22 protein-coding genes and 2 pseudogenes are annotated in these 25,187 nt (G+C 72.4%); 17 read left to right on the top strand and 7 right to left on the bottom strand.

What is annotated here, in order from left to right; translation table 11 throughout:
• Positions 1-152: 152 nt before the first annotated feature.
• From ACTMS0_RS13225 to ACTMS0_RS13210, 4 genes are all read left to right on the top strand, one after another.
• Positions 153-1,712: a M20/M25/M40 family metallo-hydrolase gene (locus ACTMS0_RS13225; protein ID WP_441155435.1), complete on the top strand. Its 1,560-nt coding sequence runs from the start codon at positions 153-155 to the stop codon at positions 1,710-1,712.
• Between the two features lie 185 nt (positions 1,713-1,897).
• Positions 1,898-3,256, top strand: coding sequence for a hemolysin family protein (locus ACTMS0_RS13220; RefSeq protein ID WP_441155434.1), 1,359 nt, complete (start codon positions 1,898-1,900; stop codon positions 3,254-3,256).
• On the top strand, positions 3,253-4,317 hold the full coding sequence (locus ACTMS0_RS13215) for a hemolysin family protein (RefSeq protein ID WP_441155433.1): 1,065 nt from the start codon (positions 3,253-3,255) through the stop codon (positions 4,315-4,317). The genes ACTMS0_RS13220 and ACTMS0_RS13215 overlap by 4 nt, the downstream gene beginning before the upstream one ends.
• A 120-nt stretch (positions 4,318-4,437) precedes the next feature.
• The gene (locus ACTMS0_RS13210) at positions 4,438-5,370 is read left to right on the top strand and encodes a sporulation protein (RefSeq protein WP_441155432.1); all 933 of its coding nucleotides are present in this window, start codon (positions 4,438-4,440) and stop codon (positions 5,368-5,370) included.
• A 13-nt stretch (positions 5,371-5,383) separates the two neighbouring features.
• Here the strand turns inward: ACTMS0_RS13210 and leuE are convergent, their stop codons facing one another.
• Both leuE and ACTMS0_RS13200 read right to left on the bottom strand, forming a co-directional pair.
• Positions 5,384-6,052, bottom strand: a complete 669-nt coding sequence (gene leuE / locus ACTMS0_RS13205; protein ID WP_441155431.1) for a leucine efflux protein LeuE — start codon at positions 6,050-6,052, stop codon at positions 5,384-5,386.
• Positions 6,049-7,293 carry a bifunctional pyridoxamine 5'-phosphate oxidase family protein/GNAT family N-acetyltransferase gene (locus tag ACTMS0_RS13200; protein ID WP_441155430.1) on the bottom strand — a complete coding sequence of 415 codons (1,245 nt, stop codon included), beginning with the start codon at positions 7,291-7,293 and terminating at the stop codon, positions 6,049-6,051. Before ACTMS0_RS13200 ends, leuE begins: the two co-directional genes overlap by 4 nt.
• A gap of 38 nt (positions 7,294-7,331) precedes the next feature.
• Here ACTMS0_RS13200 and ACTMS0_RS13195 point away from each other — a divergent pair, with 38 nt between their 5' ends.
• The 10 genes and pseudogenes from ACTMS0_RS13195 to rny all read left to right on the top strand — a co-directional run bounded on the left by ACTMS0_RS13195 (position 7,332) and on the right by rny (position 18,064).
• Positions 7,332-8,672: an aminotransferase class I/II-fold pyridoxal phosphate-dependent enzyme gene (locus ACTMS0_RS13195; RefSeq protein WP_441155429.1), complete on the top strand. Its 1,341-nt coding sequence runs from the start codon at positions 7,332-7,334 to the stop codon at positions 8,670-8,672.
• A gap of 249 nt (positions 8,673-8,921) precedes the next feature.
• Positions 8,922-9,623 carry a UdgX family uracil-DNA binding protein gene (locus ACTMS0_RS13190; RefSeq protein ID WP_441155428.1) on the top strand — a complete coding sequence of 234 codons (702 nt, stop codon included), beginning with the start codon at positions 8,922-8,924 and terminating at the stop codon, positions 9,621-9,623.
• A 71-nt stretch (positions 9,624-9,694) separates the two neighbouring features.
• Complete coding sequence (locus ACTMS0_RS13185; protein WP_441155427.1) at positions 9,695-10,834, top strand: acyl-CoA dehydrogenase family protein; 1,140 nt, start codon at positions 9,695-9,697, stop codon at positions 10,832-10,834.
• A gap of 79 nt (positions 10,835-10,913) precedes the next feature.
• A complete protein-coding gene (locus ACTMS0_RS13180) occupies positions 10,914-12,305 on the top strand; it encodes an MFS transporter (protein ID WP_441155426.1) in 1,392 nt (463 codons plus the stop codon).
• 3 nt (positions 12,306-12,308) lie between these two features.
• The gene (locus ACTMS0_RS13175) at positions 12,309-12,509 is read left to right on the top strand and encodes a DUF3046 domain-containing protein (RefSeq protein ID WP_441155425.1); all 201 of its coding nucleotides are present in this window, start codon (positions 12,309-12,311) and stop codon (positions 12,507-12,509) included.
• A 184-nt stretch (positions 12,510-12,693) separates the two neighbouring features.
• Positions 12,694-13,545, top strand: a pseudogene (gene recA / locus ACTMS0_RS13170) (recombinase RecA); the annotation flags it as partial.
• 60 nt (positions 13,546-13,605) lie between these two features.
• A pseudogene (locus ACTMS0_RS13165) lies at positions 13,606-14,160 on the top strand (LAGLIDADG endonuclease); the annotation flags it as partial.
• A 171-nt stretch (positions 14,161-14,331) separates the two neighbouring features.
• Positions 14,332-14,832: a hypothetical protein gene (locus ACTMS0_RS13160; RefSeq protein ID WP_441155584.1), complete on the top strand. Its 501-nt coding sequence runs from the start codon at positions 14,332-14,334 to the stop codon at positions 14,830-14,832.
• A gap of 9 nt (positions 14,833-14,841) precedes the next feature.
• Positions 14,842-15,525: a regulatory protein RecX gene (locus ACTMS0_RS13155; RefSeq protein WP_441155424.1), complete on the top strand. Its 684-nt coding sequence runs from the start codon at positions 14,842-14,844 to the stop codon at positions 15,523-15,525.
• 772 nt (positions 15,526-16,297) lie between these two features.
• Positions 16,298-18,064, top strand: a complete 1,767-nt coding sequence (gene rny / locus ACTMS0_RS13150; RefSeq protein WP_441155423.1) for a ribonuclease Y — start codon at positions 16,298-16,300, stop codon at positions 18,062-18,064.
• A gap of 57 nt (positions 18,065-18,121) precedes the next feature.
• Here the strand turns inward: rny and ACTMS0_RS13145 are convergent, their stop codons facing one another.
• The 4 genes from ACTMS0_RS13145 to ACTMS0_RS13130 are packed head-to-tail and all read right to left on the bottom strand — an operon-like array spanning position 18,122 to position 21,526.
• Positions 18,122-19,090: an amino acid ABC transporter permease gene (locus ACTMS0_RS13145; protein WP_441155422.1), complete on the bottom strand. Its 969-nt coding sequence runs from the start codon at positions 19,088-19,090 to the stop codon at positions 18,122-18,124.
• A complete protein-coding gene (locus tag ACTMS0_RS13140) occupies positions 19,087-19,794 on the bottom strand; it encodes an amino acid ABC transporter permease (RefSeq protein WP_441155421.1) in 708 nt (235 codons plus the stop codon). Before ACTMS0_RS13140 ends, ACTMS0_RS13145 begins: the two co-directional genes overlap by 4 nt.
• Before the next feature lie 41 nt (positions 19,795-19,835).
• The gene (locus ACTMS0_RS13135) at positions 19,836-20,711 is read right to left on the bottom strand and encodes a glutamate ABC transporter substrate-binding protein (RefSeq protein WP_441155420.1); all 876 of its coding nucleotides are present in this window, start codon (positions 20,709-20,711) and stop codon (positions 19,836-19,838) included.
• A 59-nt stretch (positions 20,712-20,770) separates the two neighbouring features.
• Positions 20,771-21,526, bottom strand: coding sequence for an amino acid ABC transporter ATP-binding protein (locus ACTMS0_RS13130; RefSeq protein ID WP_441155583.1), 756 nt, complete (start codon positions 21,524-21,526; stop codon positions 20,771-20,773).
• A 181-nt stretch (positions 21,527-21,707) separates the two neighbouring features.
• Here ACTMS0_RS13130 and selD point away from each other — a divergent pair, with 181 nt between their 5' ends.
• Together selD and ACTMS0_RS13120 are read left to right on the top strand one after the other, a co-directional pair.
• The gene (gene selD, locus ACTMS0_RS13125; RefSeq protein WP_441155419.1) at positions 21,708-22,697 is read left to right on the top strand and encodes a selenide, water dikinase SelD; all 990 of its coding nucleotides are present in this window, start codon (positions 21,708-21,710) and stop codon (positions 22,695-22,697) included.
• A 201-nt stretch (positions 22,698-22,898) separates the two neighbouring features.
• A complete protein-coding gene (locus tag ACTMS0_RS13120) occupies positions 22,899-23,378 on the top strand; it encodes a hypothetical protein (RefSeq protein WP_441155418.1) in 480 nt (159 codons plus the stop codon).
• A gap of 25 nt (positions 23,379-23,403) precedes the next feature.
• Here the strand turns inward: ACTMS0_RS13120 and ACTMS0_RS13115 are convergent, their stop codons facing one another.
• On the bottom strand, positions 23,404-23,634 hold the full coding sequence (locus tag ACTMS0_RS13115; RefSeq protein ID WP_441155417.1) for a DUF2277 family protein: 231 nt from the start codon (positions 23,632-23,634) through the stop codon (positions 23,404-23,406).
• A 53-nt stretch (positions 23,635-23,687) separates the two neighbouring features.
• Between ACTMS0_RS13115 and miaB the strand changes: the two genes are divergently transcribed.
• Entirely contained in the window at positions 23,688-25,187 is a 1,500-nt protein-coding gene (gene miaB / locus ACTMS0_RS13110) for a tRNA (N6-isopentenyl adenosine(37)-C2)-methylthiotransferase MiaB (RefSeq protein WP_441155416.1), read from the top strand.

Below are 25,187 nucleotides of genomic sequence, written 5' to 3'. Positions count from 1 at the left end.
GGTCGCAATTGCGGCTGGGTGGCGATTCCGGCGGCTTGCGTCTTGCCGTACCGGGTGTCCCGCTGCACCCTGCGCAGTGATGGTCATCGATCGATGGCCGGACCGCGCGGTCGCGCCCACCGGCGCGACCGGGATCCCCGCACGGAGGACCCATGAGACCCCGAACCTCCCGACCCGCCCGGCTGGCTGCCCTGGCCGCCGCGGCCGTGACGGCCGTGACCGCATCGTCGGCCGCCGCCGCGCCGATCGACCCCGACGCCGCCCCGGCGCCGGCCGCCGTCGCCGCGCCGGACATTCCGCTGGCCGACGTGAAGGCCCACCTGACGCAGTTCCAGTCGATCGCCAACGCCAACGGCGGCAACCGGGCGCACGGCCGCCCCGGCTACCTCGCCTCGGTCAACTACGTCAAGGCGCAACTCGACGCCGTCGGCTACAGCACGGTCGTGCAGTCCTTCACCTACAACGGCGCCACCGGCTACAACCTGATCGCCGACTGGCCGGCCGGCGACCCGAACGCGGTGGTGATGACCGGAGCGCACCTGGACAGCGTCAGCGCCGGGCCGGGCATCAACGACAACGGCTCGGGATCCGCCGCCATCCTGGAGGTGGCGCTCGCGGTGCCCGGCAGCGGCTTCACCCCCGACAAGCGCCTGCGGTTCGCCTGGTGGGGTGCGGAGGAGTTGGGCCTGCGCGGCTCGCGGCACTACGTGAACACCCTGCCCACGGCGGAGCGCGCCAAGATCAAGCAGTACCTGAACTTCGACATGGTCGGCTCGCCGAACGCCGGCTACTTCGTGTACGACGGGGACAACTCCGACGGGGTGGGCGCGGGGCCCGGCCCCGCCGGCTCGGCGCAGATCGAGCAGACCATCCAGGCGTACTTCACCTCGATCGGCGTGCCGACCCGGGGCACCGACTTCGACGGCCGCAGCGACTACGGCCCGTTCATCTCGGTCGGCATCCCCGCCGGCGGCACCTTCACCGGCGCGGAGGGCATCAAGTCGAGCACCCAGGCGTCGCTCTGGGGCGGCACGGCGGGGCAGGCCTTCGACCCCTGCTACCACCGCTCGTGCGACACCAGCAGCAACATCAACGACACCGCGTTGAACCGGAACGCCGACGCGATCGCGTACACGGTGTGGGCGCTGGCCCAGGCGGCGACCCCGCCGGGCAGCACGGTCTGGAGCGACACCTTCGAGACGTCCGCCGGCTGGGCCGTCAACCCGGCCGGCACCGACACCGCCACGGCCGGCGCGTGGGAGCGCGGTGACCCCGCCGCCACCAGCAGCTCCGGGGTGACCACCCAGCTCGGCACCACGGTGAGCGGCAGCTTCGACCTCGTCACCGGCGCGCTCGCCGGCAGCAGCGCCGGGGCGTACGACCTCGACGGCGGGATCAGCACGATCCAGTCCCCGGCGGTCACGCTGCCCTCGACCGGCACCCTGACCCTCTCGTTCTCCTGGTACCTCGCCCACCTCACCAACGCCAGCAGCGCCGACTACCTCCGCGTCCGCGTGGTCGGGACCAGCACCGTCACGGCGCTGAACGCCACCGGGGCGGCGAGCAACCGGGCCGCGGCCTGGCAGACCGGCAGCGCGGACATCTCGGCGCTCCGGGGACAGACGGTGCGCATAGTCATCGACGCGGCGGACGCCAGCGGCGCCAGTCTCGTCGAAGCCGCCGTCGACGACGTGAAGATCACCCAGAGCTGACGCTGCGACGGGAGGGGGTCCCCGCGCCGGTGGGCCCCCTTCCCCGCACTGTCAGCGACCGCACAGCGGATTGCCGATAAAATGGGCGGCATGATCGACGCTTCTGCCCAGGAGGGCAGCAGTAGCCAGCCGGGTCGCGCCCGGCATTCCCTGACCCCGACGCGTACGGGAGCCCTGAGCCGCCCGTGCTGATCGTCGTCGGTCTTCTCCTCATCATCGTGCTCACCGCCGCCACCGGTTACTTCGTGGCCCAGGAGTTCGGTTACGTCGCCGTGGACCGGGGCAAGCTCAAGCAGCGTGCCGACGACGGCGACAAGGCCGCCGCCCGGGCCCTCCAGGTGACCGGCCGGCTCTCCTTCATGCTCTCCGGCGCCCAGCTCGGCATCACCGTCACGGCGCTGCTGGTCGGTTACGTGGCCGAGCCGTACCTCGGCGCGGGCCTGGCGCAGCTCTTCGGTGCGGCGGGGATGTCGACGGGCGTCAGCCTGACCCTGTCCGTGGCTCTCGCCCTGCTCATCGCCACCGTCGTGCAGATGGTGCTCGGCGAGCTGGCCCCGAAGAACCTCGCCATCGCCCGCGCCGAGTCGCTCGCCCGGGCGCTCGCGAGCTCCACCCTCATCTACCTGAAGGTCGCCGGCCCGCTGATCAAGCTCTTCGACCGGTCCGCCGTCCGGCTGCTCCGCCGGGTCGGCATCGAACCGATCGAGGAGCTGCCCAGCGGCGCCACCCCGGAGGACCTCGAACAGATCATCGCCGAGTCCCGCGAGGAGGGGCGCCTGACCGCCGAGATGTCCACCCTGCTCGACCGCGGGCTGGACTTCCGGCAGCTCACCGCCGGGGAGGCCATGGTGCCCCGGGTCGACGTGCACACCGTCCGCGCCCACGAGCCGGTCAGCCGGGTCGTCGAGCTGCTGGACACCGGCCGCTCCCGGTTCCCTGTGCGGGGCGCCGAGGGCGTGGACGACGTCGTCGGCGTCATCGGCATCGCCGACGTGCTCGGCGTACCGCTCGAGCGCCGCGCCACCACCCCGGTGAGCGCGGTGGCCGTACCGCCGCTGCTGGTGCCGGAGACCCTGCCGCTGCCGACGGTGCTGGACCGGCTCCGGTCCGGGCACCGGCAGCTCGCGTGCGTGGTCGACGAGTACGGCGGCTTCGCCGGCGTGATCACCCTCGAGGACATCGCCGAGGAGCTGGTCGGCCCGATCCGCGACGAGGACGACCCGCCGGAGCGGACCCCGACCCGGCAGGACGACGGCTCGTGGGTGGTCCCCGCCCGCTGGCGCATCGACGAGGTCGCCGACAGTACCGGCATCTCCCTGCCCGAGGCCCCGGAGTACGACACCCTCTCCGGGCTCGTGATGCGGGAGCTGGGCCGGGTGCCCGAGGTCGGCGACCGGCTGGAGGTCACCCTGCCCGTGGACGGCGACGACGCCACGGTCGGCTCCCGGGCCCTGGTCGAGGTGCTCGCGGTCGACCGGCACGTCGCCGACTCCGTCCGGCTCCGCCTGCTCCGGCCGGGCGGCCGCCAGGAGGTGACCGCGTGAGCCCCGGCGTCGCACTCGTCACCTCGGTGGTCCTGCTCGCGCTGAACGGCTTCTTCGTCGCCGCCGAGTTCGCCCTCGTTGCCAGCAAGCGGTACCGGCTGGAGCACGCCGCCGCGGGCGGCAGCCGCGCCGCCCGGGCCGCCCTCGACGGCGTACGGGAGCTGTCGCTCATGCTCGCCGGCGCTCAGCTGGGCATCACCCTGTGCACGCTGGGCCTCGGTGCGCTCGCCGAACCGGCCATCGAGCACCTGGTCAGCCCCCTGCTGCACGCCGTGGGCCTGCCCGACGCGGCCAGCCACGCGATCGCCTTGATCTTCGCCCTCAGCCTGGTGACGTTCCTGCACCTGGTGGTCGCCGAGATGGCGCCGAAGTCGTGGGCCATCACCGACGCCGAGCGCTCGGCGACGCTCCTGGCGCTGCCGTTCCGGGCCTTCGCCTGGATCTCCCGGCCGGTGCTGTCGGCCCTGAACGCCCTCGCCAACGGCATCCTGCGACTGGTCAAGGTCAAGCCGCAGGACCAGCTCGCCCAGGTGCACGGGCCGGACGAGCTGCGGATCCTGCTGGAGCAGTCCCGGGAGCACGGCCTGCTCGGCGCCGAGCAGCACCGGCTGCTGACCAGCATGCTCGAGCTGCAGGGCACCACCGTGGCCCAGATCATGGAGCCGTTCGACCGGATGGTCACCGTACGCCGCGGCGACGGCGCCGGTCGGATCGAGCAGGTCAGCCGGGACAGCGGCCGGTCGCGTCTCGCCGTGCTGGACGAGGCGGGCGACGTCTGCGGCCTGGTGCACGTCCGCGAGGCCGTACGGGCCACCGCGACCCGCCCGGAGGCGACGGCCGGCGAGCTGATGGCCAACGCCTTCACCCTGCCGGCGTCAGCCACGGTGACCGAGGCGGTGGCGGCGATGCGGGCGCGGCAGTCGCAGCTGGCGCTCGTCCGCAACGGCGGCGGGCCGGCCCGCCCGATCGGGTTCGTCGCCCTGGAGGACCTGCTCGAGGAGGTCATCGGCGAGTTCGACGACGAGACCGACCCGGTCCCGCGCGGACGACGGTTGCGGTGAGACCGGAGGGGTAAGCGGGGTCGGCCGGCGTTCGCGCCGCCGGCCCCGCGGCCGCTCCGGACCCGGCCGCAGGTGCCGGGCGCCCGCCCGGCACGTCGACGCCGAAATCGGGGGAGTGGCGTGCGGCTGACGGGGGTGTCGCCGGAGTCGGGCTGGACGGGGCTGACCGTGCGGACCGCGCTGGCCAACCCGAGCACGCGCCCCGGGCTGCACCTGCCGGGGCGGGTGCTGGTCAGCGCCGGCTCCACCGACGTACCGGTGCTGCACGTCCGGCTCGGCCTGGTCGCCACCGCCGAGCCGGACGATCCCGAGGGTGCCCGCCGGCTGGTGCAGTTCCACCAGGAGGAGGCAGCCGGCGCGTTCGTGCTGCGCGCCGGGCGGGCCCGGAGCATCCCGTTCCAGTTCCCGATGCCGTGGGAGACCCCGGTGACGATCTTCGGCGGGGTGCCGATCCTCAGTATGCGGATGGGTCTGCGGACCGAGGTGGCGATCGAGCCGCAGCTCGACCAGGGTGCGATGGTGCCGGTCTTCGTGCACCCGCTGCCCGCCCAGGCGCACATCCTGGGCGCTCTGGACACGCTCGGGTTCAGGATGCGTCAGGCCGGGCTGGTCGACAGCCGGCTCCCCGGCGTCGAGCAGGCACTTCCGCTGCACCAGCGGCTGGGCTACTGGGTCGCGCCGCTGTACGCCGGACCGATCACCGAACTTGAGGTGATCTTCGTGACGAACTCGGCCGGCCTGGAGGTGCTCCTCTGGTGCGACCGGCGGCTCGCCCTGGCCGGGATCACGCACCAGAGCATCAGCCGCTTCCGGATCTGGCACGCCGACGCCGACCGCCGCGACTGGGTGGCGACGGTGGACGGGTGGCTGCGCGTGGCGATCAACCGGCACGCCGCCGCAGCGGCGCACGCCGACTGGTCGGCGAACATCACCGAATCCGCTCACGTGAGCCGCCCGCCCGACGAGCCGGTCCACCCCGGCTTCGGCCTGGGCGGCACGGCCGGCGGTGCCGGCATCGGCGGCGGCGGCGGCGGAGGTGGCGACGGCACCTGACCGCCCCGGCGGGTCAGCCGCCGGCGGTGGCCAGCTTGACGCTGAAGCCCAGGAAGAGGGCACCGACCCCGGTGGTCGCACCTGCGGCGAGGCGGCGCCGACGGCGGAACTGGGCGGCCAGGAACGTGCCCGCGAAGATCAGCGCGGTCAGGTAGAGCGCGCTGGTGACCTGCGCGATCAGCCCGAGCAGCAGGAACGACAGCGCCGGCCACGCGTACCCCGGGTCGACGAACTGGATGAAGAACGAGACGAAGAACAGGATCGCCTTCGGGTTGAGCAGGCTGATCACCAGAGCCTTGCGGAACGGGCTGCGCATCTCCGCCGGGTCCGCCGCGTCGATGAGCCGCGGGGCGTCGGGGTCGTTGCGCGTGCGCCAGCGCCGCCAGGCCCCGCGCAGCATGCTCAACCCGACGTAGCCCAGGTACGCGGCGCCCGCGTACTTGATCACCAGGAAGAGCGGCGGGTACGCCTTCAGCAGCGACGCCACCCCGGCGGCGGAGAGGAACATCAGCACCCCGTCACCGACGAAGACCCCGGTCGCGGCCCGGTAGCCCGTCCCAACCCCCCGCCGCGCCGCGGTGGAGAGCACGAAGAGCGAGTTGGGCCCGGGCAGCAGAACGATCGCCACGGTGCCCAGCACGTACGTCCAGATGTCGGTGATCCCCAGCACGCCGGACATCATGACGCCGCCGGCACCGCTGGGCGAAGCCTTTCCCGCAGCCTGACCTGTGCGTTTGGCCACTGATCGACGGTCATCGCGTACTGCACCGTGTCCCGCCAGGATCCGTCGGCGCGCTGCCGGTGCATCCGGAGCACGCCCTCTCGGGCCGCGCCCAGACGCTCGATGGCTCGCTGTGAGCGCTCGTTGCGGATGTCGGTGTGCCACACCACCCGGACCGCACCCAGCTCGTCGAAGGCGCGGGTGAGCAGCAGCAGCTTCGCCTCCGTGTTGATGCCGGTGCGCCACCAGGGGCTTCCGAGCCAGGTGTATCCGATCGCGACGGAGCGCCGCTCGGGGTCGACCTCGTAGTACGACGTCGTGCCGATCACCGCCCCCGTCGCCGCGCAGCGCTGCACCCACGGCACCCGTTCGCCGTGGTGGTGCGCGGCCAGGTAGGCCCGGACCACCGATGCCATCCCACCGGCGTCCACCGGCTGGTGGCCGCCGAGGTGTCGCCACACCTCCGGGTCCCCGGTGGCGGTGAACAACTCCTCGGCATGGGCGAGGTCCAAGGGCTCCAGCACCACGTGCTCGCCGCGCAGGACGACCGGCTCCAGCCAGGGCGAGCGGGCCGCCCGCAGGTACGCCGGCACCGGCGCGGTCACCCCGGCGTCCGGCTCGGGAACGCCGGCGGTCAGCCGCAGCGGCACCACCCCGGCCCAGTGCGGCAGGTCGAGGTCGGTCGGCTCGTCGCGGACCCCGCCGGTGCGGGACCGGACCGACACCTCGCGCAGCGGCAGCGCCAGGACGGCGGTCTCGGCCAGCTCGCGCCGGGTCGGCGGGCGGCTCTCGGTGCTGCGCCCCCGGCCCACCTTCTCGACCAGCGCGGTCAGCACCCGGGCCTTCTCGTCGGCGTCGGTGACCAGGTGGGCGGTGCCGTGGGCGACCACCGACCGGTAGTTGGCGCTGTGGTGGAACTGGGAGCGCCCGTAGACCAGCCCGTCGAGCAGCGTCACCGCCACGCAGACCGGGAGGCCCTCGCCCCGTGCCGCGAGCAGCGGGCGGCTGCCGGTCGAGCCGTGCAGGTAGAGCGTGTCGCCGACGCGGACGTGGAGGGTCGGCAGCACCCGTGGCTCCCCGTCGACCGTGAACCCGAGCGCGCAGTCGTACGCCTCGTCCAGCACGGCGTGCGCGGCCTCCGCGTCGTAGCTCATCCGGTCGCGCGAGCGGGTGGGGATGGTGCGAGGGGTGGGAGCGTACATGTGACATCCAGCCTTTGTGCTAGTACAATCTCTGGACTGTGCCAGTACGTTATCAGATCACCGGGGCGACGTCGGCCGCGATTTCGGGCAGCGTGGAGTCCGGCATCCGGTCGGGAGCCCTCGCCGCCGGGGACGCGCTGCCCGCGGTCCGGGCGCTCGCCGCCGAGCTGGCGGTCAGCCCGGCCACCGTCGCGCGGGCCTACCAGGAGCTCCGTCAGCGCGGCCTGATCGTCACCGCCGGCCGGCACGGCACCCGCGTCCGGCCCCGCCCGCCGGTGGCCGGTGGCCGGTCGGCCCTGCTGCCGCCGCCCGCGGCCGGGGTCCGCGACCTCGCGCTCGGCCAGCCCGACCCCCGGCTGCTGCCGCCGCTCGGTCCGCACCTGGCCGCGCTCGCCACGCACCTCGGCCCACCGTCCGGGTACGCGAGCAGAGCCGTCCTGCCCGCGCTCGCCGACGCGGCCCGGGAACGGCTCGCCGCCGACGGCGTGCCGGCCGCGGAGATCACCGTCACCGGCGGTGCGCTCGACGGCATCGAGCGCCTGCTCGGCGCCCACCTGCGCCCCGGCGACGCGGTCGCGGTGGAGGACCCGGGCTGGGCCAACCTGCTCGACCTGGTCGCCGCACTCGGCCTCCGGCCGATCGGTGTGCCGGTCGACGACGACGGGCCCACCGAGGCGGGCGTCGCCGCCGCACTGGCCCTCGGTGCACGGGCGCTGGTCGTCACCAGCCGCGCGCAGAACCCGACCGGCGCCGCCGTCTCCGCCGAGCGGGCCGGGCGGCTGCGGGCGCTGCTCGCCGGCCGGTCCGACCTGCTGCTGATCGAGGACGACCACGCCGCCGAGCTGGCCCGCGTCCCGCTGCACCCGCTCGCCGGGGCGACGCCGAGCTGGGCGTTCGTCCGCTCGGTCAGCAAGCCGTACGGGCCCGACCTGCGGCTGGCGGTGCTGGCCGGCGACGAGGCGACCGTTGCCCGGGTGGCCGGGCGGATGCGCGCCGGTGCCGGCTGGGTGTCCACCGTGCTGCAACGGCTGGTCCTCGACCTGTGGTCCGACCCGTCCGTGGCCGCGCTGGTGGCCCGCGCGGGCGAGAGCTACGAGCGGCGCCGCGCCGGCCTGATCGCCGAGCTGGCGGCGCGTGGCGTGCCGGCCCGGGGTAGCAGCGGGATCAACGTGTGGCTGCCGGTGGCCGACGAGACGAGCACGGTGACCGCCCTGCGGGACGCGGACTGGGCGGTCGCGCCCGGTGCGCTCTACCGGATCGGCGCCGACCCCGCCGTCCGGCTCACCGTCAGCCCGCTCGACGAGGTCGACCTCGCGCCGCTCGCCGACGCGGTGGCCCGCGCCCTGCGCCCCGGCGCTCCCGGTGCCTACGCGACCTGACCCGCCTCGCCGCATCCGCTCTCCGCGTACCGGCGCGTCCGGCCGTGCCGGCGCCGCGCCGTCCGCCAAGATCCGTACAACTTCGGGGAAGGAGTGGCCTCCGGCGGTGACGAGACCACTCTTTCCGGGACATTGCGCGAATTCTGACCGGCGTCCTGGCGGCGGGGCGACCCGAGACGGCGCGGGTGGGGGCGACGCGCCGGGGCGAGGGGCCGCGTGAGTCGGGCCACACGGGGTAGAACGGTCGTCATGGCCGAGACCGAGACCGCGCCCGGTGCCCAGCTGTTCATCCCGCCGCAGGCCGACACGCTCGACGACCTGCGCGTCGCCGCCGCCGACTGTCGGGGCTGTGAGCTCTACCAGGACGCATCGCAGACCGTTTTCGGCCGCGGCGATGAAAGCGCCCGGGTCGTCTTCGTCGGCGAGCAGCCGGGTGACATGGAGGACCAGAAGGGGCTGCCGTTCGTCGGCCCGGCCGGGCGGCTGCTGCGACAGGCGGTCGACGACGCCGGGCTGGACCCGGGGCACATCTATCTGACGAACGCCGTCAAGCATTTCCGGTTCGAGCTACGGGGCAAGCGGCGCATCCACCAGACTCCGGACCGCGTGCACATCGTCGCGTGCCGGCCCTGGCTGGTCGCCGAGTTCGCCAAGCTGAACCCAGAGGTTGTGGTGGTTCTCGGGGCGACCGCCGCCAAGGCGCTGCTCGGCCCGGCGTTCCGGGTGACGAAGCAGCGCGGGGAGCTTCTGCCTTGGCCGGACGCCGCGCAGTACCCCGAGCACTTCAAACAGGTGCCGGTGGACAGTGCCGGCACGGTGGCCGACGCTCCGCAGGCCAGCCTGCTGGCCACCATCCACCCGTCCGCGGTGCTCCGCGCGGACAACCGGGACGTCGCCTACGAGGGCCTGGTCGCCGACCTCACCGTGGCCGCCCGCGCTCTCGTCGCCTGACCCGTCTCCGGCCTGGAGCGGCGGCTGATCGCCTCTGGGCAGCACCGGTGAGCGGTGCCACACTTGCCGCCATGGAGCAGCATCTGTACGAGCGGGACCACGACGATTTCCGCGACCTGTGCCGCGAGTTCCTGACCCGCGAGGCCGTGCCGCACCACGAGCGCTGGGAGGCGGAGGGGATCGTCGACCGGGAGGTGTGGCGCAAGGCCGGGGCGGCGGGGCTGCTCGGCATGGACGTCGACCCGGAGTACGGCGGCGGCGGTCAGCAGGACTTCCGGTTCAACGCGGTGCTGGTCGAGGAGATCATCGCGGCGGGCTGCTCCGGGCTCGGGTTCGGCCTGCACAACGACGTCGTGGCGCCGTACCTCACCGAGCTGACGACCGACGACCAGCGCAAGCGGTGGCTGCCGGGCTTCTGCTCCGGCGACCTCGTCACGGCGATCGCGATGAGCGAGCCGGGCGCTGGCTCCGACCTGGCCGGTGTCCGCACCACCGCCGTCCGCGACGGCGACACGCTCGTCCTCAACGGCCAGAAGACGTTCATCACCAACGGTGAGATGGCCGACCTGGTGGTGGTCGTCGCCCGCACCGCCGACCAGGGCGCGCACGGGGTGAGCCTGATCGCCGTGGAGACCGGCACCCCCGGCTTCAGCCGGGGCCGGCGGCTGGCCAAGGTCGGCCTCAAGGCCAACGACACGGCGGAGTTGTTCTTCGACGACTGCCGGGTGCCGGCGGAGAACCTGATCGGCACCGAGAACTACGGCTTCTACCACCTGATGGCGAACCTGCCCCGGGAGCGCCTCAGCATCGCGGTCGGCGCCGTGGCCGCGGCGGAGAAGCTGCTCGCCGTCACCCTCGACTACGCCCGCACCCGCGAGGCGTTCGGCCGGCCGATCGGGAAGTTCCAGCACAACCGCTTCCTGCTCGCCGAGCTGGACACCGAGGTGACGATCGCGCGGACGTTCGTCAACCACTGCGTCGCCGAGTTCAACGCCGGGCGTCTCTCGGTGACCGACGCGGCCAAGGCCAAGTGGTGGACCACCGAACTGCAGAACAAGGTCGCCGACCGTTGCGTGCAGCTGCACGGCGGGTACGGCTTCATGCTGGAGTACCCGGTGGCGAAGGCCTGGCTGGACGGCCGGGTGCAGACCATCTACGGCGGCACCACCGAGATCATGAAGGAGATCATCGGGCGCGGCCTCGGCCTCTAGCGAATCCGGCTGCCGTCGGCCGGGGTGGATGCGCAAGGATGGGTACGCCGTCCACCCCTTACGTCTCCGGGAGCCGCCGATGGCCACCGACCTGACCACGCCGGCGCCGGCCCGGCCCGACGTCGCGCCGATCCAGCGGCGGACCCTGCGCCTGCTCTTCGGCACCCAGATCATCGGCGGCATCGGCGTGACCATCGGCATCGCGGTCGGTGCGTTGCTCGCCGCCCGGGTCGCCGGCACCGCGGTCGCCGGCCTGGCGCAGAGCGCCGCCGTGGTGGGTGGTGCGCTGCTGGCCGTTCCGGTCACCCGGATCATGAACGGGCACGGGCGCCGGCCCGGACTGGCCGTCGCCTACCTGGTCGGCGCGGTCGGCGCGGTGCTGGTCGTGGTCGCCACGGTCACCCGGTCCGTGCCGCTGCTCTTCCTCGGCATGCTGTTCTTCGGCGGGGGCACCGCCGCGAACCTCCAGGCCCGCTACACCGCCGTGGACCTGGCCGACCCGGCTCGCCGCGGCCGCCAGCTCTCCGTCATCGTCTGGGCCACCACCATCGGCGCCGTGGCCGCACCGAACTTCGCCGCGCTCGCCGACGAGGTCACCAGCGGGTGGGGATTGCCGCCGCTGGCCGGTCCGTTCGCCTTCAGCGCCGCGGCGTTCGTGCTCGCCGCCGGCGTACTTCTCGCGCTGTTGCGGCCCGACCCGCTGCTCACCGCACGCCGGCTGGCGGCGGCCGAGGCGCAGGTCGCTCCGCCGGCCACCGTCGAGGCCGGGGCTCTGGCCGCGGCCACCGTCGTGGCCGACGCGCCGGTCGCTCCGCCGGCCGCGGCCACCGTCGGGGCCGAGGCCCCGGCCGCCCGGCGCGGTGCCGGGATGCGCGCGGCCTGGCAGGTGGTACGCCACCGCCCGGCGGCCCGGCTCGGCATCGCGGCGGTGGCGGTCGGTCACGTGGTGATGGTGGCGGTGATGTCGATGACGCCGGTGCGGCTCGGCGAGTCGCACGGTGACGCCGACGTCCTGCGGGTGGTCGGCATCGTGCTGAGCCTGCACATCGCCGGCATGTACGCGCTGTCCCCGCTGGTCGGCTGGCTCACCGACCGGCTCGGGCGGCGCGCGGTCATCCTCGGCGGCGTCGGGCTGCTGCTCGCCGCGTGCGCGGTCGCCGGCACCGCCGGGCACCACACGCCCCGGCTCTCGATCGGTCTCGTCCTGCTCGGACTCGGTTGGTCCGGCACCATGGTCGCCGGCTCCACGCTGCTGTCGGAGTCGGTGCCGGCGGCGGTCCGCCCGAGCGTGCAGGGGTTCTCCGACCTGACCATGGGGCTGTCCGGCGCCGGGGCGGCCGCGGCCAGCGGGTTTGTCATGCGGGCGGCCGGTTATCCGGTGCTCACCCTGCTGGCGGCGATCGCGGTGGTGCCTCTGGTGGCGCTAGCGTTGCGTCCGGTGTCCGAGGGGGCACCCGACAAGGAGGACTGACACGTGCGGCTGACCGACTTCTGGACGCGACTGGAGGAGGCGTTCGGGCCGGCGTACGCGACCAGCATCGCCAGCGACCAGGTGCTGTCCCAGCTCGGTGGGCGGACGATCGAGCAGGCCCTCGCCGCGGGTGAGGAGACGCACGTGGTGTGGCGGGCGGTCGTCGCCGCGTACCCCGACCGGGTGCCTGCCCGACTACGCTGAGCAGCCTTTTCTCCGCTTCCGCGTGTCGCTTGCCGAGTCGTACACCTGTTCGGCTATTGTCCACAGCGGGGTGCTCGTCCACAGCTCGCGGCCTCGTCGCTGGTTTTCTGTCGGACCCAGCGCCTAGCGTGTCCGCGTGACGCGAAGCTCAGCAAAGACGCCGGCGAAGGCAGGGGTGGCAACGATGGCGGCAGCGCCAGACCGGGAGAAGGCACTCGACCTTGCTCTCGCTCAGATCGACAAGCAGTTCGGCAAGGGCTCGGTGATGCGGCTCGGCGAGCGCCCGGTCATCCAGACCGCGGTGGTCCCGACCGGCTCCATCGCGCTCGACGTGGCGCTCGGCGTGGGCGGCCTGCCCCGCGGCCGGGTCGTCGAGATCTACGGCCCGGAGTCCAGCGGTAAGACCACGGTGGCACTGCACGCGGTGGCGAACGCCCAGCGGGCCGGCGGCATCGCCGCCTTCGTCGACGCGGAGCACGCGCTCGACCCGGAGTACGCGAAGGCCCTCGGCGTCGACACCGACGCCCTGCTGGTCTCCCAGCCGGACACCGGCGAGCAGGCGCTGGAGATCGCCGACATGCTGGTCCGCTCCGGCGCGCTCGACATCATCGTCATCGACTCGGTCGCCGCGCTGGTGCCGCGCGCCGAGATCGAGGGCGAGATGGGCGACAGCCACGTGGGTCTCCAGGCCCGGCTGATGAGCCAGGCGCTGCGCAAGATGACCGGTGTCCTCAACAACACCGGCACGACGGCGATCTTCATCAACCAGCTCCGCGAGAAGATCGGCGTGATGTTCGGCTGCATGTCGTACTCGACCCGGGTCACACTCGCCGACGGTACGCAGGAGAAGATCGGCAAGATCGTCAACCAGCGGATGGACGTCGAGGTTCTGTCCTACAACCCGGAGACCGACCGGGTGGAGCCCAAGCGGATCACCAACTGGTTCAACAACGGGCCGGCGGAGCAGTTCCTCCAGTTCACCGTCGCCAAGTCGGGCGGCAACGGCCGCGCCCAGTTCGCCGCCACGCCCAACCACCTGGTGCGTACGCCGGGCGGCTGGCGGGAGGCGGGAGAGCTGATCGCCGGTGACCGGGTCATGCTGGCCGAGCCCCGGCGGCTCAGCGAGCAGCAGTGGCAGGTGATCCTCGGCTCGCTGATGGGCGACGGGGCCCTTTCTCCCAACCGCCAGGACCGCTCCGGTGTCCGGTTCCGTCTCGGCCACGGCGCTCAGCAGGTCGACTACCTCGACTGGAAGGTGTCCCTGCTCGGCAACATCAACCACTCCCGGCGCACCGACGCCCGTGGCGCCGCGTTCGTCGACTTCACGCCGCTGCCCGAGCTGGACGAGCTGCGCCGCGCGGTCTACCTGGGCGATGGCAAGAAGCACCTCAGCTGGGACTATCTCAAGGCGCTCACCCCGCTGGCTCTCGCCGTCTGGTACATGGACGACGGATGCTTCACGCTGCGCTCGAAGGGCGTCCAGGAGCGCACGGTCGGTGGGTCTGGCCGGATCGAGATCTGCGTCGAGGCGATGGCGGAGGGCACCCGGGACCGCCTGGTGGAGCACCTGCGCGACGCGTACGGCATGGACGTGAAGCTGGTTGCCCGGGGTGCCCGGCAGACCGCGTCCATCATGTTCACCACCGAGTCGTCGGCGCGGTTCCAGGAGCTGGTCGCGCCGTACGTGCCGGCGGCGATGGAGTCCAAGCTGCTGCCGCGGTTCCGTGGGCAGTGCGCCGTCGAGCCGCAGTTCGTCCCGGCGGAGCTCACCCCGGTGCCGGCACGGATCATCGACGTGCGCGTCAAGCCCAAGACCCGGTCGATGAACCGGTTCGACATCGAGGTGGAGGGCAACCACAACTACTTCGTCGACGGCGTCATGGTGCACAACAGCCCCGAGACCACGACCGGTGGTCGGGCGCTGAAGTTCTACGCCTCGGTCCGGCTCGACGTGCGTCGCATCGAGAGTCTCAAGGACGGCACCGACGTGGTCGGTAACCGCACCCGGGTCAAGGTCGTGAAGAACAAGGTCGCCGCGCCGTTCAAGCAGGCCGAGTTCGACATCATGTACGGCAAGGGCATCTCCCGCGAGGGCTCGCTGATCGACGTCGGCGTCGAGCAGGCGATCATCCGCAAGTCCGGCGCGTGGTACACGTACGACGGCGACCAGCTCGGCCAGGGCAAGGAGAAGGCCCGCGAGTTCCTCCGGGAGAACCCAGACGTGGCCGCCGAGATCGAGAAGAAGATCCTGGAGAAGCTCGGCGTCGGGATCGGCGCGGGCGACGCCACCGGTGGCCCGGAGCTGCCGCCGGTCGACTTCTGATCCTGACCCGTGGCATCACGACGCGCCCGTACGGGGCGAGGCTGGGACGCCAGCCCGCCCCGCACGGGTGACGCCCCCGCACCCCGCCGCGGTCGTCGGGCCCGAGCCACCGGGACCGACGCCGAGGCCGCCCCGCCTCGTGACGAGGCCGAGGTGGCTCGGGAGATCTGCCTGCGCCAGCTCGCCGTGCGACCGCGCACCCGGGCCGAGCTGGCCGGCGCGCTGGCGAAGCGGGGCATCTCCGACGAGGTCGCCTCGGCGGTCCTCGACCGGTACGACGAGGTCGGCATCATCGACGACGCCGCCTTCGCCCGTGCTTGGGTCTCCAGCCGCCACGCCGGCCGGGGCCTCGCCCGCCGGGCGCTCGCCACCGAGCTGCGCCAGCGCGGCGTCGAGGGGGACGTCGCCAAGGCGGCGCTCGGCGAGTTGGACGACGACACCGAGGCCGAGACCGCCCGCGCCCTGGCGGAGCGGAAGCTCCGCACCACCCGTGGTGAGCCGGACGCGGTGTTCCGGCGGCTGGTCGGCATGCTGGCCCGCAAGGGCTACCCGCCGGGGGTGGCGATCCGGGCGGTGAAGGATGCCCTGGCGGCGCAGAGCGCCGAGGCGGCCGAGTTCGCCGACCAGATCGACGAGGACGCCCTGGCCGACGCCGAGAGCGACCTGGACCGGGAGAGCCGCCCGCTCGACTGATCGCCGTGCGGAGCGCTCGCGAGGACGTCCCGGGGCGAGCGCGGCGTAGTCGAGCCGCACCGCTTTCGCTCCGTCGACGGTGATCCGTTCGAGCCCGGGCCGTCGACAACGGCGCCGGAGTCGTCCGTCCGGGTGGACGACCGGCCGGAAGCGTCCGGGCGGGTAGGCCGACCTGCCACTGTCCTTCTTTGTCCCCTGCTGTCCGGCCTTCGATCAGCGGAGAGTCGCCTCGCGGATTCTCTCCGTTCGGGGGGTTTGATCATGAGTTCTTGACCAGACCGCCTCCGGAGACCTAGCCTCGCCATACAGGCTCACATTGCCCGACCAGCGCAGGCTAAGCGCACAACATAGATCGCGTAACAGAACAGCATCACTTTGGCCGACCCGGTCGGTCCTGGTGTCAGCTCCGGACAGGCCGGTCCGGAGCCGACGTGACAACTGCACTTGGCCGCCGACGATGCCACCCGGGCACCGCCGGCGGGGAGCTACCCCACGGCCAGCCGCTCCGGTCGGGCGTCCAGAGCCGCAGGAGCGTGCCCACCGGCACGTGCCTGCGGCGCGACGTTCAGGGGGAGGCGCGCCATGGCGAGGCGGCAGGTGTCACCAGGGAGGCCGACATGAGCGGGCGGGCCGGCGCGCCCGGCGCACGGCCTTCCCCAGCCGCCGACGTCCGAGCGCGGGAGATCTTGGAAGAAAATGGCCCCCGGAGGGGCCGAAAGCTTCCAAGATCGCCACGGACGCGGCTCGCGGCGCGGGCCGCCGGGGGCGTGGCATGAGCGCTTTTGACGTCGTCCTTCTCGTCGCCGTCTTGCTGCTGACACTGGTCGTGCTCGGGGCGGTGCTGCTCGGTGTCCGCGTGGTGCGGCGGCTCGGGACGGCGCCGGCCCCGGAGGACCCGGCCTTCATCGCCGAGAAGGACCGCCAGGAGCAGTCCCTCGCCGCCCTGCGTTCGGCGGCGGACGAGGCGAACAGCACGATCGACGTCGCGAAGTCGGCCGCCGCGGCGGCGCGGGCCGAGGCGGCAGCCGCCAAGGCGGAGGCGAAGGCCGCCCGGGCGGAGGCGCGCCGCGTGCTCGACGACGCCCGCGCCGAGGCGGACACCGTCCTGGAACGGGCGCACAAGCAGGCCGAGGCCGATGCCGAGCAGTTGCGGGCCTCCGCCCGGCGCAGCGGTGAGCGGGAGGTCGCCGTCCTCGCCGCGACGACCAGGGAGCAGGCCGCCGAGGTGGAGCGCCGGGCGGCCCGGATGGACGAGCGGGAGCGGCTGCACACCGAGGAGGTGGAGCGGCTCGCCGAGCGGGAGCGGCAGCTCAGCGCCGCCAGCGCCGCCCTCGCGGCCCGCGAGTCCGCCCTCGCCCGGCGGGAGGCGGAGTTGGCGCTAGCGGAGGAGCAGCGTCGCCGGGAGCTGGAGCGGATCGCCGGGCTGACCGCGGACGCGGCGCGGGCGGAGCTGATCGAGGCGATCGAGGTGCAGGCCAAGCGGGAGGCCGCGCTGCTGGTCCGGGACATCGAGTCCGACGCGCGCAGCACCGCCGAGGACCGCGCCCGCCACATCGTCGTCGACGCCATCCAGCGGGTCGCCAGCGAGCAGACCGCGGAGAGCGTGGTCAGTGTGCTGCACCTGCCCGGCGACGAGATGAAGGGCCGGATCATCGGCCGCGAGGGGCGGAACATCCGCGCCTTCGAGTCGGTGACCGGCGTCAACCTCATCATCGACGACACCCCGGAGGCGGTGCTGCTCTCCTGCTTCGACCCGGTACGCCGCGAGGTCGGCCGGCTCACGCTGGAGAAGCTGGTCCTGGACGGCCGGATCCACCCGCACCGGATCGAGGAGGTCTACGACCTGGCCCGGCACGAGGTGGACCAGCTCTGCCAGCGGGCCGCCGAGGACGCCCTGGTCGAGGTCGGCATCACCGAGATCCACCCGGAGCTGGTCACCCTGCTCGGCCGGCTGCGCTACCGCACGTCGTACGGGCAGAACGTCCTCAAGCACCTCGTCGAGACCGCCCACATCGCCGGCATCATGGCGGCGGAGCTGCGGCTGGACGTGCCGACGATCAAGCGCTGCGCGTTCCTGCACGACATCGGCAAGGCGCTCACCCACGAGGTGGAGGGCAGCCACGCCATCATCGGCGCCGACCTGGCCCGCAAGTACGGGGAGATTGAGGACGTCGTCCACGCCATCGAGGCGCACCACAACGAGGTGCCGCCGCAGACCATCGAGGCGGTGCTCACGCAGGCGTCCGACGCGTGCTCGGGCGGGCGGCCGGGCGCGCGGCGGGAGAGCCTGGAGGCGTACGTGAAGCGGCTGGAGCGGATCGAGGAGATCGCGGCCGGCAAGCTCGGCGTGGAGAAGGTCTTCGCGATGCAGGCCGGCCGCGAGATCCGGGTGATGGTGAAGCCGGAGGACGTGGACGACATCGGCGCCGCCGTGCTGGCCCGGGACGTGGCCAAGCAGATCGAGGAGGAGCTGACCTACCCCGGTCAGATCCGGGTCACCGTGGTCCGCGAGTCCCGGGTCACCGAGATCGCCCGTTAGAGCCGGTACGACGAAGGGGCGGTCCGGAGATCCGGACCGCCCCGTTCCGTCGGTGGCTCAGGCGCCGCCGGTGCCCCCCTCGGCCTGCGCGATGAGGGCGGTGGCGGGCGGCTTCTGCGCGGGCATGCCGGCGGTCTTCCGGCCCCGGGAGAGCCGGTGCTGCACGTACTGGGCGAGCTTGGACAGCGAGTAGTTCACGACGATGAACAGCACGGCGATCACCACGTACACCTGGATCGGGTTGTCCAGCGCGCCGATGATCTGCTTGCCGATGTTCAGGGTCTCCTCGTAGCTGATGATGAAACCGAGCGAGGTGTCCTTGAGGACGACCACCAGCTGGCTGATCAGCGCCGGCAGCATGATCCGGAACGCCTGGGGCAGCAGGATCATCCGGGTGGTCTGCAGCGGGGAGAGACCGATCGCGGATGCCGCCTCCGCCTGGCCACCGGGGAGGCCCTCCATGCCGGAGCGGAGGATCTCGGCGATCACCACCGAGTTGTAGATGGTGAGGCCGATGACCAGGTACCACAGCGTGTCGAAGGTGACGCCGAACTCGGGGAAGCCCCGGGCCACGAAGAAGATCGTGATGACGACGGGCAGGCCCCGGAAGACCTCGACACACACGCGGGTCACGACCGAGAGCGTCACGTTCAGCCCGCGCAGCAGGTACGACAGCGGCGTGGCGAGCCCGGTGTACCGGCGCCGGGCGAGGCTCTTGAGCTGGATCCGGAGCACCGCCAGCAGCGTGCCGACCACCAGCGAGGTGACGATGGCGAGCGCCGCGGCGACCAGCGTGTTCTTGAAGCCGACGCCGATCCGCTCCCAGACCAGCGAGAAGTTCTCGTTGGAGGGGCCGATCAGCGGCCCCCACAGCTCCATCGAGAACTGGCCCTTGTCGTCCAGCGGCTGGTAGATCAGGAAGTACGCGCCGACCAGCAGCAGGATCGTGGCGACGATGCTGCTGATCAGGGTGATCCGGCGCTGCCGCGGCCCGGGGACGTCGTAGAGGACGGTCTGCTGGCTCATCGGGCCACCGCCTGCCGCCGCTCGATCCGGTCGAGGAGCGCCCCGAGGGGCACGGTCATGATCAGGTATCCGATCGAGATGCCGATGGCGACCGGGATGAAGGGGTAGCCCTCGGCCGAGGTCAGCTGGTCCGCGGTCTGGGACAGGTCGCCGACGACACCGAAGAAGCCGATGAGCGCCGAGTTCTTGATCATCGCGATGATCACCGACCCGAGCGGCACGATCGACGCCTTCCAGGACTGCGGCAGCACCACGTACCGCAGGTTCTGGCTGAAGGTCAGGCCGAGCGACCGGGCCGCCTCCGCCTGGCCGGCGGGCACCGCGTTCACACCGGAGCGCAGCGCCTCGCAGACGAACGCCGCGGTGTAGAGGACCAGGGCGATGAGCCCGAAGCGGAAGTACGGCAGGTCGGTGTCGAGCCGGCTGAACACGATGTCGAGCCCGGGGACGCGGAGGAAGTCCGCGTTGGAGCCGAGCGCGGGAAGACCGAACGCGGCGAAGAACATCACCACGGTCAGCGGCATGTTGCGGAAGGTGTTGACGTACGCGGTGCCGACGGCCCGCAACGGCGGCACCGGGGAGATCCGCAGGACCGCCACGACGGCGCCCAGGATCAGGGCGCCGATCGCGGCGAGGACGCAGATCTGGAGGGTGAGCCAGAAACCACCCGCGAAGACGTCGAACTTGTCGATGAGCACACTCACGGGTCGGTCTTCCTCCCCACCCTCCAGATCAGACGGTCAGATCAGTAGCGGTTGACGGTCGGAGCGGAGCCCAGCTCGGCACCGAACTTGCCGGCGGTGTCGTCCCAGGCCTTCTTCCAGCTGCCGTCGGCGAACGCCTTCTCCAGCGTGTCGTTGATGAAGTTGCGGAAGTCGGCGTCCTCCTTCTTCACCCCGATGCCGTACGGCTCCTTGGTGAAGTTGTCGCCGGCCAGCTTGAAGGAGGCCTCGTCCTTGGCGATGTAGCCGAGCAGGATCACGTTGTCCGTGGTCACGGCGTCGACCTGGCCGCCCTTGAGGGCGTCACGGCACTTGTCGTACGTGTCGAACAGGACGAGCTGGGTGGCGACGTCCTTGACGTACTGCTTGATCGTCTCGGCCGGGGTCGAGCCGGTCACCGAGCAGACCTTCTTGGTGCCGTCCTTGAACGAGTCCGGCCCGGTGATCGAGCTGTCGTCCTTCTTGACCAGGATGTTCTGGCCGGCCTCGTAGTACGGCCCGGCGAAGGCGATGCGCTCCTTGCGCTTGTCGTTGATCGTGTAGGTCGCGGCGACCAGGTCGACGGTGCCGTTGACGATCACGTCCTCGCGAACCTTCGAGGGGGTCTCGACCCACTCGATCTTGTCCTCGGGGATGCCCAGCTCCTTGACGATGATCTTCGCGACCTCGACGTCGAAGCCCTCCGGCTTGCCCGACAGGCCCTTGAGGCCGAAGCCCGGCTGGTCGAACTTGGTGCCGATCTTGATCTTCTGGGCCTTGTTCAGCCGCTCCATGGTGCTGCCGGCGGCGAAGGACTTGCTGCCGGCGCCGGTGCCCTCCTCGGCGTCGCCGCCGCAGGCGGACATGCCGAGCGCCAGGGCCGCTGCCGCGGCGAGCGCCGCAACGCGCTTCATACGCATACTCTTCTCCTTCTTGGACTCAAAGCCCGCCGGGGGACGGCGTGCTACACGAACGACGCCTAGTGCGTGAGGATCTTGGAGAGGAAGTCCTTGGCCCGCTCGCTGCGCGGGTTGGCGAAGAACTCAACCGGGGGCGCGTCCTCGACGAGCTGCCCGTCGGCCATGAAGACCACCCGGTTGGCCGCGTGCCGCGCGAAGCCCATCTCATGGGTGACGACGACCATCGTCATGCCGTCGCGGGCCAGGGACGTCATCACGTCCAGCACCTCACCGACCATCTCCGGGTCGAGCGCGCTGGTCGGCTCGTCGAAGAGCATCGCCTTGGGCTGCATCGCCAGCGCGCGGGCGATCGCGGCCCGCTGCTGCTGGCCGCCGGAGAGCTGGGCCGGGAACTTGTCGGCCTGGTTGGCGATGCCGACCCGGTCCAGCAGGGCCAGGCCGCGCTCGCGGGCGACCGACGGCTTCTCCTTGCGGACCTTGACCGGTCCCAGGGTGACGTTCTCCAGGATGGTCTTGTGGGCGAAGAGGTTGAACGACTGGAAGACCATCCCGACCTCGCTGCGCAGCTTGGCCAGGGCCTTGCCCTCGGCCGGCAGCGGCTGCCCGTCGAAGGTGATGGTCCCGGAGTTGATCGGCTCCAGCCGGTTGATCGTGCGGCAGAGCGTGGACTTGCCCGAGCCGGACGGGCCGATCACCACGACCACCTCGCCACGCCCGACCGACAGCGAGACGTCGTCCAGCACGTGCAGCGGCCCGAACCACTTGTTGACCGAGTCCAGCACGATGAGCGGTTCGCCCGTCGTCACGTCGTCCACCGTCCCTGTCGTCACGCGGCCGAGGTCGGATGACCCCCGGTTGGGCCACTGTAGGCGGGGTGATGTGGCGGATTGCAACTCCGTTGGTCACGGAGCGGTAACACCGGTGCCGAGAGGCGCCGGGAGTCCGATTCTGACCGCTTGACTGGCGGTCACCGGCCGCGACGGAGATCATGTGGGGATGACCGAAGCGGTCCGGCTGACCCGGTACGCCCGTGGCGGCGGCTGCGCCTGCAAGATCCCGCCGGGTGAGCTGGAGGCGATGGTGGCGGGCCTCGGCCCGGTCCCGGGCGCGGCCGACCTGCTGGTCGGTCTCGACCACGGCGACGACGCCGCGGTGGTCCGGCTCGACGAGCGTACGGCCGTGGTCAGCACCGCCGACTTCTTCACCCCGGTCGTCGACGACGCGTACGACTGGGGGCGCATCGCCGCGACCAACGCGCTCTCCGACGTGTACGCGATGGGCGGTACCCCGCTCGTCGCGCTCAACCTGCTCTGCTGGCCGCGGGACGTGCTCCCGCTGGAGCTGGCCCGCGAGGTGCTGCGGGGTGGGCGGGACGTCGCCCGGGACGCCGGCTGCCACCTCGCGGGCGGCCACAGCGTCGACGACGAGGGCCCGAAGTACGGCCTCGCGGTGACCGGCACCGTCCGGCCGGAGGAGCTGATCACGCTGGACGCCGGCCGGGCCGGGCTGCCGCTGTCGTTGACCAAGCCGCTCGGTGTCGGCGTGCTCAACACCCGGCACAAGGCCACCGGGGAGAGCTTCCCGGAGGCGGTCGCGACGATGACCACGCTGAACCGCGACGCCGCGCGTGCGGCGGTGGCGGCCGGCGTCCGGTGCGGCACCGACGTCACCGGGTTCGGGCTGCTCGGCCACGCGTCGAAGCTCGCCCGCGCCAGCGGGCTGACGGTCGCGATCGACGCCGCCCGGGTGCCGTACCTGGCCGGTGCCCGGGAGGCGGTCCGGGACGGCCACGTCAGCGGGGGCAGCCGCCGCAACCTCGACTGGGTCACCCCGTGGACCGACTTCGGCACGGCCGGAGAGGCGGACCGGCTGCTGCTGGCCGACGCGCAGACCTCGGGCGGCCTGCTCGTCGCGGGCGAGCTCCCCGGCGCCCCGGTGGTCGGGGAACTGCTCCCCCGGAGCGAGCATCTCGTCGTCCTGCGCTGACCCGGTGCCAGGTGCCGCGGGGCGGCACCATACCCGATAAACTGTCACCTTCCCGCTACTCGGAGCAATGGGGCCCGAGGAAATTTTGCCCGGAATGGTCACAGACCGGTAACTTGCCCCCGGCTGAGGTCAAATGCACCCCACCATCGTCAGTAAGGCCCGATCCGGAGGCCGGTGGAACGAGCACAGCGAGGAGGCGGCATGACCGAGCTGTGGAACTGGAGAATCGACCAGGTGCGGCCGGAGGCGGTCTGGCCGGCGCTGGCCGAGGCGCTCGGCCGGGTGGTGATGCCCCTGGCGGTGGCCGACCCGGTGCGACTGCCCCGGTACGCGGTGGTCTGCGACATCTGGCGGGCGCCGGGGGAGTTCGCCACGATCGTCGACTGCTACGGGGTACCCGACGACCTGGCCGAGCTGCCCAGCATCGCGGCCCTCGCCCGCCTGCTGGACCGCAACTGCGTGCTGCGCGACGACACGCTCGACGAGACCCGGCACCTGCTCGTCGCCCCCGACGGCACGATCCGCCCGGTGCACTTCGACGTCCGCGAGACCGACGACGGCGAGGTCCTCAGCAATCAGCGGCTCTGCACCGAGGCCAACCCGGGGTGCCGCGGCTGGTCCCGCTGCCACCGCTCCCGCTGGGCACCCGACTCGGTGCTCCCCGCGCTCGCCGCCGCCTGACGGCCGGCGCGGGCCGGCCGGAGGCTCAGCTCCCCGCGCCGGCCGCGCGCTGGCCGCGTACCTCCAACTGGCCTAGCAGGGTCGCGGTGGCCGCCGCGACCGCGGTGACCGCGGCGTCGAACGCCGCGGCGTTGTGGGCGGCCGGCGCGCGGAACCCGGAGATCTTCCGGACGTACTGCAACGCCGCGGCCTGGATGTCCGCGTCGGTCACCGCCGGGGTGTACGGCTCACGCAGGGTCTTGATGCTCCGGCACACGGTTCCTCCTCGATTCCGGTCCATCCGGGCTGTCCGGATACGCTGTCCACGTCATGACTACCGCAGCGGCGAGCAGCCCGCGCACCTACCAGGTGCGCACGTACGGCTGCCAGATGAACGTGCACGACTCCGAGCGCATTTCCGGCCTGCTCGAGCAGGCCGGCTACGTGCGCGCGGCCGACGCCGACGACACCCCCGACGTGGTCGTCTTCAACACCTGCGCCGTGCGGGAGAACGCCGACAACCGGCTCTACGGCAACCTCGGTCACCTGCGCCCCGTCAAGAACAGGCACCCGGGGATGCAGATCGCGGTCGGCGGCTGCCTCGCCCAGAAGGACCGCGGCGAGATCGTCCGCAAGGCGCCCTGGGTCGACGTGGTCTTCGGCACGCACAACATCGGGTCGCTGCCGGTGCTGCTGGAGCGGGCCCGGCACAACGCCGCCGCCGAGGTGGAGATCCTCGAGTCCCTCGACGTCTTCCCGAGCACCCTGCCCACCCGCCGCGAGTCGACGTACGCCGGCTGGGTGTCGATCTCGGTCGGCTGCAACAACACCTGCACGTTCTGCATCGTGCCCTCCCTGCGCGGCAAGGAGAAGGACCGCCGCCCCGGCGACATCCTCTCCGAGGTCCGCGCCCTGGTCGACGAGGGCGTGCTGGAGGTGACCCTGCTCGGGCAGAACGTCAACTCCTACGGCGTGGAGTTCGGTGACCGGTACGCCTTCGGCAAGCTGCTGCGGGCCTGCGGCGACATCGACGGGCTGGAGCGGGTCCGGTTCACCAGCCCGCACCCGAAGGACTTCACCGACGACGTGATCGCCGCGATGGCCGAGACGCCGAACGTGTGCCACTCGCTGCACATGCCGCTGCAGTCCGGCTCCGACGACGTGCTGCGGGCGATGCGCCGCTCGTACCGGTCGGAGAAGTACCTGGGCATCATCGAGAAGGTCCGGGCGGCGATGCCGGACGCGGCGATCACCACCGACATCATCGTCGGCTTCCCCGGTGAGACCGACGCCGACTTCGAGCGCACCCTCGACGTGGTACGCGAGGCCCGGTTCGCCTCGGCGTTCACCTTCCAGTACTCCAAGCGCCCCGGCACGCCGGCCGCGACCATGGACGGGCAGCTGCCCAAGCAGGTCGTCCAGGAGCGGTACGAGCGGCTGATCGCCACGGTAGAGGAGATCACCTGGGCGGAGAACCGGAAGCTGGTCGGGGAAACCGTCGAGGTGCTGGTCGCGGTCGGTGAGGGGCGCAAGGACGAGCGCACCGGGCGGATGTCCGGGCGCGCCCGGGACGGCCGGCTGGTGCACTTCGACGCCGGAAGCCTCGCCGGGCAGATCCGCCCCGGCGACATCGTGCACACCGTCGTGACGTACGCCGCCCCGCACCACCTGAACGCCGACGGCGAGCCGCTCGCGCACCGGCGTACCCGGGCCGGGGACGCCGCCGAGGCGGGGCGCACGCCGCGTACCCCCGGTGTCCTGCTCGGCCTGCCCACGATCGGCGCGCCGGCCGCGGCGCCCGCGCCGACCACCGGCTGCGCCGCCCACTGA

Origin of the sequence: Micromonospora sp. H33, assembly GCF_052068455.1 — a bacterium.
Lineage (GTDB): Bacteria > Actinomycetota > Actinomycetes > Mycobacteriales > Micromonosporaceae > Micromonospora.
This window is presented reverse-complemented; position numbering and strand designations above follow the sequence as displayed.